Consider the following 12,272-nt stretch of genomic DNA (forward strand, 5'->3'; position numbering starts at 1 on the left):
ATACGCCAGACCGGGAGCATGTCAATCGTGCCGGCCGGATCGCAGGCACCTGCCGGCGACGCCGTCTCGGGCCTGGACCCGAATGTCGTCGCATCTCTGGTGAAAAACCAGTGTCTTTGTGCAGTTATCGGGCTTCTCGTTGGGTTGGCACCGTTCCGCTGTCCTGGTGTCTTGCCAAAGCTGTCGGTTGAACACCGAGCATATTTCGCACGGCCTCGACCAGCGCGGCAGCCCACACGGGTTTTGACAGCATCTTGTGATGACGCAAATCTTGCGGGATGTCGGATGCCGTGTACCCACTGACGAAAACAAACGGAATTCCGCGTTGCGCTAGAAGAGGGACAAGGGCAGCGCTGGTCTCGCCGCCGAGACCAATGTCCAGGACCGCAGCAGATATGACTTCACTCTCGATCAGCTTTTTCGCGCGAGCAACGGACGGCACTGGCCCGGCGATGGCGAAGCCGGCCTCTTCCAGGATTGCGCGGTGCTCCTCCGCGACCAGCCATTCATCTTCGACGACAAGGATACGAGATGCAGTCACGTTTCGCTCTCCCGATGATCAAACGGAAACTCAATCCGCAAGCTCAAACCATCGGAACCGAAAGATGTTTCAAAATTTCCGCCAAGCCGATACTCAATTTCGCCTTTTACCAGCGAAAGACCAAATCCCGTCTTCTCAGGTGGAGTGACAGCGGGACCGCCGCTTTCTAACCATTCGAGCTGAAAACCGTGATCCGACGCCGACCAAGTCACGGACACCACGCCGTTTGGCACGGACAAGGCGCCATATTTTCCAGCATTCGTGGCAAGTTCATGGATCACCATGCCAAGCGACAGGCCCTGCTGAGGCTTGAGCCGAATGTCCTCGCCTGTGGTGTTGATGCGTTCCAGCCCGAACGGCTCGACTTCCTGCCGCACGATTTCCTCTACCGAGACCTCTTTCCAGCTTTCGCGCGAGAGCACTCCGTAGGCCCGCGCCATGGCGCGCAGGCGACCGATGAGCGCTTCGGCGAAAGCCTCCGAAGAGGGAGCATTTTTCAGGGTCTGACTGGCAATGCTGACCGTAACGGCCAGCATGTTCTTGACCCGATGATTGAGTTCCGAGATCAATACCCGCTGGTGGGCTTCGGCTTCAGCCATGGTCGTCACATCGACAAAGGTCACCACCACACCTTGGATTTTCCGCACGCTGTCGCGGTAGGGGATCAGCCGCACGAGATAGTGGATGCCGTCGCTATCGCGCGGTAGCTGGTGCTCGATCATCTCGCCGGCCCTGAAAACCTGCGCGATATGGTCGCGCAGGTGCGGATAATCGAGCCGGCTGGCAAGATCGGTAAGCGGTCTTCCGATGTCGGTCGGCAGCAAATTGAAGAACGAAGACGCCGCCGGCGTGAAGCTGCGGATAACCAGCTTGGTATCGAGAAAAACAGTCGCGATCTGTGTGCTCTCGAACAGGTTCTTCAGATCGCTGTTGGCCCGATCGAGATCCTCGATCTTGGAAACCAGTTCGGCATTGATGGTGTTCAATTCCTCATTGAGGGACTGCATTTCTTCCTTGGAGGCCTCAAGCTCCTCATTGGAGGACTGGGCTTCTTCGTTGACCGAGACGAGTTCCTCATTGGAAGATTTCAACTCCTCCAATGCGGTCTCATATTCTTCGATCGTCGATTGCAGGCGCTCGCGCGTATCGCGGAGTTCGCGCTCGAAATCAGCAATCCCGGATGGCTGACGAACCTTTAGAGCCTCCAGCCGCGGCTGCGGCTGGCCCACCGGTTCGAACAGGACGAGAAACAGCGGCTCGCCGCTGCCGCGATCAACCAAGGGCTCGATCGTCAATGTGACGAACTGGACCCGATCTTCATCTTCTTCAATGGCTATCGCTTCGCGCACAACCGTGCGCCGGCCTTCGGCCGCTTCCCGCAAAGCGCCGCGCAGTTCCAGACGCAGGCCGCTGCGTGCCATTGTGAGCAATTGTCTGCTCGGCACCCCTTGCGGCGGCTCGAGATATTTGCCGGTTCTGACCGAGTAATAGACGACATCTCCATCACCATTGATGACGACATGGGCCGGAGCGTAGCGTTCGAGAACATGGGCTTCAACGGTTTGCCTTAGGGAATAAGATAAGCCGCGGCGGGCATGAGTGTCATTGGCGCTGGAAAAGTTGCTTGCAGGCGCAGCATTCAACAAGATCGGCAGCCGCGGCGGCGCCGTATGTTCTCGTGCCTTGAATATCCGTTGTTTCTTGTCGACCGGTGCAAACAGATCGGCATGCTGGCTTATGCTCTCGGAGGTGCCAAGGAACAGATAGCCGCCGGGCTTCAGCGAATAATGGAAGGTCGGAATAACCTGCTTTTGCACATCGGGGCCGAAATAGATCAGCAGGTTCCGGCACGACACCATGTCCATGCGCGAGAAGGGTGGATCGCGGATGACGCTGTGCGCCGAGAAGATGCAGAGATCACGTACGCTCTTGCTCAAGATGAAACTTGTGCCGTCATTGCTGAAGAAGCGTTCGCGACGTTCAGGCGAAACGCCCGCAAGCAATGACTCCGGATAGCGCGCCGAACGTGCGATGCCCAACGCCGCGTCATCGATGTCCGTGGCGAAAATCTGGATGCGCGGCACAGCCGAAAGTGTATCCATATGCTCGCGCATCAGCATTCCGATCGAGAAGACTTCCTCGCCGGTTGCGCAGCCGGGCACCCAGACGCGGATCGTATCGTTGGCGTCCTTGCCTTCGAAAAGTTTGGGGATGACGGTTTCTTCCAGGGTCTTGAAAGCGTCCGTATCGCGGAAGAAATTTGTCACGTTGATCAGCAGGTCGCGAAACAGCGACCGCACTTCCTCCGCATTTGAACGAAGCAACTCTATATAGGCATCGATCGCGGTGTTCTGTGTTATTTGCATGCGTCGCCTGACGCGGCGCAAGAACGTCTTGGCCTTGTAGCCCGAGAAATCATGTCCCGAATGGCTGCGCAGGATCGCGTAGATTTCTTCCTGGCCCTTGCGGAGTTTCAAAGCACTGGCCTTGCCATCGTCAGCTTCAAGCTCGTCGAGCAGTTCAAAGCTGTGGGCAAATTCCATGAGTTTCGCACCCATCTCATCGGCCGGGATGGCGATATCGATCAGACCGGAACTGATCGCGCTGCGCGGCATGTCGGGATTGCTCGGACCCGACTCGTCGGAGAGTTGCGCCAGCGTCAGGCCGCCATGCTCCTTGATTGCCTTGATGCCCAACGTACCGTCGGAATCGCCGCCCGACAGGACGACGCCGACGGCGTATTCGCCCTGATCCTCGGCCAGCGCGCTGAAAAAGATATCGATGGGCTTGCGCTCCCTGGACACCGAATTCGGTTGGCGCAGCTTTAGGCTGGAATTTTCGATGGTGAGGATCGCGTTGTGCGGCATCACATAGACGGTGTCAGGATGGATATCCATTGCATCTTCAGCGACACGAACCGGAATTCCGGTGTAAAGCGCAATCACTTCGTGCAGCAGACTTTCCCGTTCCGGGCTGAGATGCGTGACGATCACGAACGCCATCCCGCTCGAAGACGGCATCCCGCGAAAAAATCCCTCCATGGCGGCAATGCCGCCCGCAGAGGCGCCAATACCGACTATGGGGAACCTCGGCAGCTTTTGCATCAATTGTCCTGCTTCAGTGAAATGCAACGCGGCAGCGCTGATTTCGATCCAATGTGTAAACCGTTCCTGGTCGAATTCCCATCCCGCACCGCCGATAGCCACGGAACCGATGGACGCGACCGCCGTTTAAAGCCCGGAGGGCTGCTATGTTATTAGGCATGCGAATTCTGCTCGTCGAGGACGAATTCTTGCTGGCAAGCGAACTTGCCTCTTATTTCAGCGATTGTGGGGCGACCGTTTTGGGGCCGGTGTCGTCAGTCAGCCGGGCTCGACGATATATCGATTCAGCGGACGGGGCGGTGCTGGACATCGATCTTAACGGTGAGACTGTTTTTCCCCTCGCCGATGAGCTGACGGACAGAGGCATCCCGTTCGTATTCTTCTCCGGAAACGATCAGATCACCCTACCGGAGCGGTTCCGGTACACCCAAAACCTCTCCAAGCCGGCCGGGTTCAGGACGGTTGCCGGGATCCTCGCCGCGCAATCAACAGCGCTTGGTGAAGACAATGTTTTCCGCGCTCTTCCAAAACTGAGGCTGTCCGCGCGGCTGCTGCTGGGCGACCCACAGGCGGCCGATCGCCTCGTGGAACGCACATTGAAGGCGGCGCTGGAGGAGCGGTTGTCGACGCGGCGTGACCTTCCCTTGAGCGAATGGCTCAATACACTCATGGAGGAGGTGCTCCGCAACGACAGGTCTGGCATCATGAATTAAGATTGTCCGATAGTTTGCCGCAGGCCGCCCTGTCGACCGCCCCCGCTACGGTACCCCTCCCCAAGAGCGCTTCGCTTCGTCTTGCAAATACGGCCGCATTCCTGCTAGAAATCCTCGTGGCCAAACCTCCGCAAACCAAACCTGACTCATTCCGCGATCCTGTTGAAGGCGACGCACTCGCAGCGCTGCTCGACGAAATCGCGGAAGAGGAAACACCTGAACGGCTGTTGAAGCTCGCCCTTGAGCTGCAGCAGCAACTGCTGTTGTCAAAGCAGCTGAAAAATCCCAACTGAACGGCCTGCAGCTAGGCATCTTGATTTGCCTCGAGTTCCACGATGGCGTCATCGCCTCGTTCGCCAGACCGATGCTGCTGCGGTAATCTTTCTGCGCTCGATGTGGGCGAAACCCCAGTCTCAATAGCTCAGCGGTTCCTGCGCCCAGAAGGCCCTGATCCCATCATGACGCCGATGAGACGACCAGGAAGATCAGGGCCAACTTGGGTCGCAGCCCAAGGTCGATCACTGCTGCCCTGGCATCTCGGTATTTTCTTGCGGGTTCTTTTTAACGCCGGGCGCGGGTGATGTCTCAGCGGGGGCATTACCGCCTTGGTTCTGTTCCGGGGTGCGCTTTACTGGCGATGTCTGCCACGATCCGCCTGAAAGGGGTATGAACACAAAGAAGGCTAGCAGGGCGACGAAGATCACAGCCGCAATGACGACGCCCCACCCGAGTACATTTCGGGTGCCACGCTGTTCTTCCTTCCGGGACACATGCTCCGTCATCACTGGACTCCTTTGTGTCATTCGACGAGGTACAAATTTATCGTGCAGATCGACCGCACGGTCTGCTCTTCCCCGACGCGTGCCGCCGGCACAGCCGAAGAAGCTGAAGCTAATCTTCTCCAGCTTTTCGGCTGCCTGGTTTGGCGGCCCGCTTTGGGGCTTTCGGCACTGCCGGTTTCCGCTCGGGTGCAGGCGGATTGATCGCCTCGTGCGCCAAACGGGCTTTGCGCAATCGCGCCGTTTTCTCTTCCCGCGCCTTGCGCTCGGCTTCCATTACGCCTTGTGCGTAGAGGGTGGCTCGTGCGTCTCTGTCGTTTGCGGATCCACTGGCCGCCATAGTCAGCCCTCCGCCTTGTAATTTCTTGCTTCCTTCTTGGCGCCGTCTTTGCCGTGCTCGGCTGCAAGCTCTTTGGCCTGCCCGGGTGACACGTCGGTGGCTTCGGCCAACTTGATTGCCTCTTGTTCAGAGAGATCTCTGTCCTTTCGCGTGGGGTTCTTTGTCATCGCAGATCTCCTATCAGAGCCCAAACGACCGGACCGGCGGTGTGTTCCCTGGAGCCTTCGATAGTCCACCGATTGAGGCGGGCTATCGCGCTTCCGTCAATGAGCGAAAAGTTTTGATGCGGACGACAAGATACATGATCAGCTTCAAGGCCTTTCGAACTGCTCCGGCCAGCCGGGTTATGGCCGGGCTATGGCCGCGTGGGACGCGTGACACACGGACGGATTCAGGCATCGATGCCAGGCGCTAGTTCTCGCCCGCGAGCGTGGCGAGAAATGACCGCCGCCATTCTGCTGCGTCATTGCGCGTGATGCGCTTGAGCAGTGCACTATGCCTTGCAATTCTTTCCTCAAGCGGCATCGCGAGCGCTTTTGCGATCGCGTCAGCAACCTCGTCGACCGCATACGGGTTCACGATCAAGGATTCGGCAAGTTCTTCGGCCGCACCCGCAAAACGCGACAATACCAGCACTCCGGGATCGGCTTCGTCCTGCGCGGCTATGTATTCCTTGGCGACGAGGTTCATTCCGTCACGCAGGGGCGTGACCAATCCGACCTGGCTAGCGCGCAACAGGCCAGCAAGCCGAGAGCGTGATACGGCACGGTGGATGTAGCGGATCGGGGTCCAAGCCAAATCCGCGTATCTTCCGTTGACCGCGCCGGCGGTTGCCTCAAGCTGGGCCCGGATGTCGGCATAGGCGCTGACCTCCTCGCGCGTCGGCGACGCAATCTGCAAATATGTTGCCGCCCGCTCGTGTTCCGGATGCTTTTCCAAAAGACGCGCGAAAGCCTGCATGCGGCCGGGGAGACCCTTGGAGTAGTCCAGCCGATCGACGCCGATGATTTGCTTGAGGCCCAGAATCTGGCGGCGCATGGAATCAATCTGCACATCCTCCGCCGCCTCATTGGCCATGCGTGCGATTGAATCGACGTCGATGCCTATCGGAAAACACCTCGATAACACCGTGCGGCCGTTCATCTCAGCCGAACCATTGATATCAAAAGTAATGGAGTTGGCCGCCTGCACTGAGCGCCGGAAATTCCCCACGTCCGTTTCGGTCTGGAATCCCACGACGTCATACTGAAGCAGATCATCGATGAGTTCTTCATGGTCGGGCGTGGCTACAAACAGGTCAGGCGGCGGGAAGGGTATGTGAAGAAAGAAACCGATCCGATTCCGGACTCCCAGCCGCCGCAACTGGGCGGCCAAGGGGATAAGGTGGTAGTCGTGAACCCACACCAAGTCGTCGTTGCCCGACAGCAGTCCTGCGAGCGCCTTCGCGAACCGCGCATTGATCTGCCGGTAGGCGTGTAGAAACTCTGCCCGGTGGTTCACCAGGTCGAGTCGGTAATGAAAAAGCGGCCACAGCGTGCTGTTGGCATAGCCATTGTAATAGAGCGAATACTCCTCATACGGCAGGGTAAGCGCAGCCGTCTCGATCTTTCCCACGCGTTCCAAGCGGATTAGCGGTTCGTCGCTCGCGGCGTAGTCCTGATACTCGGCGCTTGCTCCTAGCCACAGGCCTCCACGCTCGGCCAACGCATCCCCGATGCCTACAGCAAGTCCGCCGGCTTGCGACAGATCGCGAATGTTCCCCAGCCTGTTCGAGACGACAACCAGACGACGCGGGATGGCGCGATCGCCAGTTAGCTCAGCCTCCCCACCTAAGGCGTCGCGCTCAAGGGGATCACCAACCGTTTGCGAGGCCTCGTTGAAAATTTCATCCGGTCGCTGCAACAAGAGCAAATCCTGAGCGTGAAGATCGCTTGGGGAACGGTCCGCGCGTGCGATTGTTCCCGACGTAAGTGTCCAGCCGGACTCGCTGGATCACATTCTCGGCCCGCTCGGCGCCTTTTTCAGCGGCTCTCGCAGGATCGTCGTCGGACGCACCGGTGATGAGACCCCGATCCAGCACGCCGAGCAGCCGCTTTGGCGACGGCCGGACTTACCGCTTTGGTATTCATGCTGCCGGATCCCCTGCCCTGTCATATCAACTCCCCACCTTGGCAAAAGCCCCAACTGACCAAACCGTCAGTCCACCTCGATTACCTTGCGCGTCGGCTTTCGTTGGCGGGGCGGCTGCTTTGCGGCTACGGGCGCGGGCGGGGTCTGCGCTATCGATGCCTCCAACAACTGTCGCTGTTCTCTAAGCCGCGCCGTCTTGGCTTCCCTGGCATGCCGCTCCGCTTCCAACAGCAACTTGGCTTCTCGATCCGCCCTCTCGATCTTTTCCCTGTCGACGCGTCGTGTTTTCAAGGTCGCCTCCTTTGGTCAGACGGCGAACAAAGTGCGGACCTGAAAAAATGTTCCCAACAAATTAAGGCCTGATCTGCCTCAAATGATATTGACCAGCAGCCCGCCGGTTGCGCGCATCTGCGGCTCTGTGACGTCCAAAGGAACTGCTTGCCGTCCGCGGCGTTACGCCACCACGCTGGCCGGAAGATTACCATGGACGACAAACCCCGAACGACGATCAGAAAACCGGCCCGGATTGATCGAGGGCATTGCTTTTGCGGAGCCATCACAGCTGAATTCAGTGGCGATCCCTTTTGGATTTGTTTCGACCACGACGATGACTGCCGACGAGCGATCGGCAGCCCACTGACGATCTGGATTGGCTATCGTCCAGATCAGGTCGATTGGCTCGGCTCCAAACCAAAAACATTTTCGAAAACCAGGGGCGTCGTGCGCTCCTTCTGTTCGCAATGTGGCACCTCGATTGGGTACACCGATGAAGGCTTGCCAAATGAGTTCTACATCTCGATCGGATTCATGGACGCGCCCGAGAAGTTCCATCCCCAAGCCCAGGCCTATTGGGAAATGCGATTGCCGTTTATCAGGATGGATGACCGTTTGCCTCGCGTCGAGGGCTACACCCGAGCGCGCGACCCCGCCCTGGGCAATCCCAGAGACCGGTGAGGCAGGAGGCTGGATCTCGGGCCTCGTACCTGCAAGCCAGCGCCAGGGCTGGCGGAACGGCGGCCGAACCATTGGAATGAGAGAGATCTCCAAACGGACAAATGCCCGAAACCAATTTCACCGGCGTGGGTTGAAGATGGACATGCGGGACTTGTTTTCACAGTCTGACGACAAAGAAGCGGATGTTTGAAGGATTCAAGCTAGAGACCGTGGATCTGCCCGAGTCCTCACTGCGAGTCAGGTATGGAGGTTCAGGCCCGCCGCTTCTTTTGCTGCATGGCCATCCTCGGACGCACGTTACCTGGCACCGGGTAGCCCCACTTCTCGCCGCCGACCACACAGTTGTCTGCCCCGATCTGAGGGGCTTTGGCCAGTCCTCGGTACCGGCGGACGCCGTGGACCATGCTGGATCCTCCAAGCGTGCCAAGGCCAGGGACTGCATTGCTCTCATGGGACATCTCGGCTTTCGCCGGTTTGCCATCGCAGGCCATGACCGCGGCAGCTACACAGCGTTCCGAACAGCCATGGATCACCCGTCGGCGATCAGCCATCTGATCGTCATGGACAGCGTCCCTATCCTGGAAGCCCTCGAACGCTGCGACGCCCGCTTTGCGAAGCTCTGGTGGCATTGGTTCTTTTCGCACAGCCGGACAAGCCCGAACGCGCAATCATGGCCGATCCTGACGCATGGTATGGCGGCTCAGCCGAGTCCATGGGGGCTGAGGCCTATATCGACTACAAGGACGCAATCCACGATCCGAATGTTGTTCACGGCATGCTTGAAGACTATCGGGCAGGTCTGGCCATCGACCAATTGCACGATGCCGACGACAGGAAAGCTGGTCGCCGGGTCGCGTGCCCGACCTTGGCGCTCTGGTCCGCCCGCGATGATCTTGGGGCACTCTACGGCAACGTGCTCGATGTTTGGCGACCCTGGACCACCGAACTAAAGGGCCAACCGATCGATTGCGGACATCATATGGTCGAAGAAGCAGCCGACGCGGTAGCCGCAGCCGTCATGGCGTTCTTGCGCGAACCGAAGTCGTCATGCGGCGAGCTTTGCTGAACCAATCCGTTTGATGGCACTGCTGATCGACCGTTCGCCATCGTCGTAGTCGGCCCAGGCGACGGTCTTTTCCAGGTGGCCCGGGACCGTGCGAACGGTGTATTTTGTCGGATCGAGATCCGCCTTCACCTGACCCCATGTCAGCGGCATGGATACAGTCGCGCCTTCCCTGGCGCGAGGGGAGAGAGGGGCGACGGCTGTCGCCATGCGATCATTCCTGAGATAGTCGAGAAAAATCCGGGATGTCCGCAGCTTCTTGGCCATGTTGACGAGGTAGAGATCGGGGCTGTCTGCCGCCATCTGCATGCAGACGGCCTTTGCGAAGGCCTTGGCCTCGGCCCATGTCGTCTTGCTGCGTTGGGCCGTCAATGGCGTCACGACATGCAAGCCTTTGCCGCCCGTCGTTTTGCAGAAGCTCACCAAGCCCAGATCTTCGAGACGATCGCGCATTTCCTTGGCTGCCGCGACCACCTTCGCAAAAGGGACTTCCGGACCGGGGTCAAGGTCGAAGACAAGTCGGCCAGGTATTTCGGGATGACCCGGCTGGCAATTCCAGGGGTGAAGCTCAAGGCCGCCTATCTGGGCGATCGCGGCCAGACCCTCGACGCGGTCGATTTGCAGATACGGTTTGTGATCGCCGAAGACTTTTACCAGTTCCAGCAGATTGGATGTGCCTGGCATTGCGTGGCGCTGGAAAAACTGCTCGCCGGCGTAGCCATCCGGCGCGCGCACGAGTGAACAGGGACGACCTTTGATATGTCTGATCATCCAGGGGCCAACGGTCTCGAAATATTCTGCAAGATCGAGCTTGTCGACGGGCTGACCGTCGCCGGCATTCGGCCAAAGCGGCTTGTCCGGCTTGGAAATGATGACGCCCATGACAACCGGGCTTCTTCCTGTCTTGCCAGTCACCTTGGCAGGGTCGGCAATCGGCGTCTCTTGAGGATCAGCTGGACGCTCGGCCTCGACGTCTTTTGCGGGCTTGTCTTCACGCAGGCCTTTGAAGGCGGCCTGCCGGATATTGCCACCCCCGGTCCAGCCGGCGAACTCGATTTCCGCGACCAATTCCGGCTTCGTCCAGAAGACGGTTGAATTCCTTTTCGGTGCGCCATCGCCGGTAAACGGCGACGTCGCGGCTTTCATCTCCTGCAGCCTGGGCATCAGCTGCTTGACCTTTGCCTCGCTGAATCCGGTCCCCACACGGCCGATATAGGCGAAATGTTCACCGCGATTGACGCCGACGAGCAATGACCGGAATTTGCCGTTGGTCGTCGACCAGCCGCCGATGACCACCTCATGCCCGGCGCGGCATTTCGATTTTGCCCAGGTGTCGGTCCTCCCCGAAACATAGGTCGCATCGGCCTTTTTGGAGACAATCCCCTCAAGCGACAGGCGACAGGCAGAACGCAGCACCGCGTCGCCGCCATTGCTGAAGTGCTCGACATAGCGGATGAGATTTTGCGCGCCGCGATCGACTTCGCCGAGCATCTCGCTCAGACGTTCCTTCCGTTGTGAGAGAGGCATCTTTCGCAGATCGACGCCATTTGCGAAGAGCAGGTCAAAAGCAAAGTAGATCAGGTCCTTCGTCCGGCGCTCCGACAGCGCCGCCTGCAGTGCGGCAAAATCGGGCGCGCCGTTCTCGTCAAGCGCTACGATTTCGCCGTCGATGATGACGTTGGGGAGGCTGGCGGCCTCCTTTGCGATGGCGCCAAATTTCTCCGTCCAGTCAAGACCCTTGCGGGTCTTAAGGGCGATGTCCTTGTCTTCCACGCGCAACTGGACGCGATAACCGTCAAACTTGATTTCGTGAACCCAGTTCGTCCCGGCCGGCGGCCGGGAAAGCGTTGCGCAAAGCTGTGGTGGGATGAAGTCGGGCATCTTCGCCGCTGAGGCACCAGCGGCTCGCTTCGGCCGCGGAGCAGGCTTTGCCGACCTGGCGGCGCGCTTGTCGGCATGGCCGCGCTTGCTGTCCCAAACGGCATCCGCATCGGCCAACGATGAACCTTTCATCATGAACGGCTTCGGACCTGCCCCCTTCCCCGCTGCAATCCTCTCCATGCTCCGACCCGAGGCGACGGATCGATCCTGAGCCAGCACCGCATCGCCATTGCCCTCTGTCGCGTATTTGTCGCGGTGTTTGATCAGCAGCCAGTTGGTCCGCTTCCCGCCATTGCGGTCATGCTTCATGCGCACTAGGACGAAACTTCCATGCAGGCGCTTGCCCTGCAGCGTGAATTTCAGGTCGCCTTTTTCCAACGCCTTTTCGGGAGACATGGCGCCTTCCGGTTCCCAATATCCGCGATCCCACAACTGCACCGTGCCGCCACCATATTGTCCTTTGGGAATCGTGCCTTCGAAGTCGCCGTACTCCAGCGGGTGATCCTCAACCTCCACGGCAAGTCGTTTGTCGTGAGGATCCAGTGATGGACCTTTGGTCACAGCCCATGATTTGAAGACCCCGCCAAGCTCGAGGCGAAGATCATAGTGCAGCCGCGTGGCCGCGTGTTTTTGGATGACGAACCGGAGTCGGTTCGAACCCGCAATCGAGCTTTCGCCGCTGGGCTCTTTCGTCTTCGCGAAATCCCTTTTGGCCCGGTAGGTTGAAAGCTCGCCCGTTTTCATGGAAGTGCCCCGACTAATGACGC

At 59.0% G+C, this 12,272-nt stretch carries 11 protein-coding genes; 4 read left to right on the forward strand and 7 right to left on the reverse strand.

The features are described from left to right. Positions 1-124: 124 nt before the first annotated feature. Both NKJ64_RS12495 and NKJ64_RS12500 read right to left on the reverse strand, forming a co-directional pair. On the reverse strand, positions 125-541 hold the full coding sequence (locus NKJ64_RS12495; protein ID WP_023700039.1) for a response regulator: 417 nt from the start codon (positions 539-541) through the stop codon (positions 125-127). Further along, positions 538-3,645: a CheR family methyltransferase gene (locus tag NKJ64_RS12500; RefSeq protein WP_023687842.1), complete on the reverse strand. Its 3,108-nt coding sequence runs from the start codon at positions 3,643-3,645 to the stop codon at positions 538-540. The genes NKJ64_RS12495 and NKJ64_RS12500 overlap by 4 nt, the downstream gene beginning before the upstream one ends. A 158-nt stretch (positions 3,646-3,803) precedes the next feature. Between NKJ64_RS12500 and NKJ64_RS12505 the strand changes: the two genes are divergently transcribed. Next, entirely contained in the window at positions 3,804-4,358 is a 555-nt protein-coding gene (locus tag NKJ64_RS12505) for a response regulator (RefSeq protein ID WP_352462659.1), read from the forward strand. Positions 4,359-4,360: 2 nt separating this feature from the next. Continuing rightward, a complete protein-coding gene (locus NKJ64_RS12510; RefSeq protein ID WP_031197822.1) occupies positions 4,361-4,651 on the forward strand; it encodes a hypothetical protein in 291 nt (96 codons plus the stop codon). A gap of 225 nt (positions 4,652-4,876) precedes the next feature. Here the strand turns inward: NKJ64_RS12510 and NKJ64_RS12515 are convergent, their stop codons facing one another. From NKJ64_RS12515 to NKJ64_RS12530, 4 genes are all read right to left on the reverse strand, one after another. Then, entirely contained in the window at positions 4,877-5,140 is a 264-nt protein-coding gene (locus NKJ64_RS12515; protein ID WP_023681159.1) for a hypothetical protein, read from the reverse strand. A 339-nt stretch (positions 5,141-5,479) separates the two neighbouring features. Next, entirely contained in the window at positions 5,480-5,644 is a 165-nt protein-coding gene (locus NKJ64_RS12520) for a hypothetical protein (RefSeq protein WP_023681158.1), read from the reverse strand. 244 nt (positions 5,645-5,888) lie between these two features. Continuing rightward, positions 5,889-7,382: an alpha,alpha-trehalose-phosphate synthase (UDP-forming) gene (locus tag NKJ64_RS12525; protein WP_352462661.1), complete on the reverse strand. Its 1,494-nt coding sequence runs from the start codon at positions 7,380-7,382 to the stop codon at positions 5,889-5,891. Positions 7,383-7,673: 291 nt separating this feature from the next. Continuing rightward, a complete protein-coding gene (locus NKJ64_RS12530) occupies positions 7,674-7,898 on the reverse strand; it encodes a hypothetical protein (RefSeq protein WP_023681156.1) in 225 nt (74 codons plus the stop codon). Between the two features lie 192 nt (positions 7,899-8,090). On the opposite strand from NKJ64_RS12530, the gene NKJ64_RS12535 reads away from it, so the two are divergent. Together NKJ64_RS12535 and NKJ64_RS12540 are read left to right on the forward strand one after the other, a co-directional pair. After that, positions 8,091-8,561 carry a GFA family protein gene (locus NKJ64_RS12535; RefSeq protein ID WP_352462663.1) on the forward strand — a complete coding sequence of 157 codons (471 nt, stop codon included), beginning with the start codon at positions 8,091-8,093 and terminating at the stop codon, positions 8,559-8,561. 182 nt (positions 8,562-8,743) lie between these two features. Beyond that, positions 8,744-9,511 (forward strand): alpha/beta fold hydrolase, encoded by a 768-nt coding sequence (locus tag NKJ64_RS12540; protein ID WP_352462665.1) that lies wholly within the window; start codon positions 8,744-8,746, stop codon positions 9,509-9,511. 95 nt (positions 9,512-9,606) lie between these two features. Here the strand turns inward: NKJ64_RS12540 and ligD are convergent, their stop codons facing one another. Then, entirely contained in the window at positions 9,607-12,249 is a 2,643-nt protein-coding gene (gene ligD, locus NKJ64_RS12545) for a DNA ligase D (protein WP_352462666.1), read from the reverse strand. Positions 12,250-12,272 lie beyond the last annotated feature (23 nt).

The sequence above is a fragment of the Mesorhizobium sp. M0062 genome, from assembly GCF_040323125.1.
Lineage (GTDB): Bacteria > Pseudomonadota > Alphaproteobacteria > Rhizobiales > Rhizobiaceae > Mesorhizobium.

What these genes read in the sequence shown, in the direction of transcription:
- NKJ64_RS12540 (WP_352462665.1), top strand. Translation starts at nt 8,744, where the DNA reads ATGTTTGAAGGATTCAAGCTAGAGACCGTGGATCTGCCCGAGTCCTCA.
- NKJ64_RS12520 (WP_023681158.1), bottom strand. Translation starts at nt 5,644, where the DNA reads ATGACAAAGAACCCCACGCGAAAGGACAGAGATCTCTCTGAACAAGAG.
- ligD (WP_352462666.1), bottom strand. Translation starts at nt 12,249, where the DNA reads ATGAAAACGGGCGAGCTTTCAACCTACCGGGCCAAAAGGGATTTCGCG.
- NKJ64_RS12500 (WP_023687842.1), bottom strand. Translation starts at nt 3,645, where the DNA reads ATGCAAAAGCTGCCGAGGTTCCCCATAGTCGGTATTGGCGCCTCTGCG.
- NKJ64_RS12515 (WP_023681159.1), bottom strand. Translation starts at nt 5,140, where the DNA reads ATGACGGAGCATGTGTCCCGGAAGGAAGAACAGCGTGGCACCCGAAAT.
- NKJ64_RS12505 (WP_352462659.1), top strand. Translation starts at nt 3,804, where the DNA reads ATGCGAATTCTGCTCGTCGAGGACGAATTCTTGCTGGCAAGCGAACTT.
- NKJ64_RS12535 (WP_352462663.1), top strand. Translation starts at nt 8,091, where the DNA reads ATGGACGACAAACCCCGAACGACGATCAGAAAACCGGCCCGGATTGAT.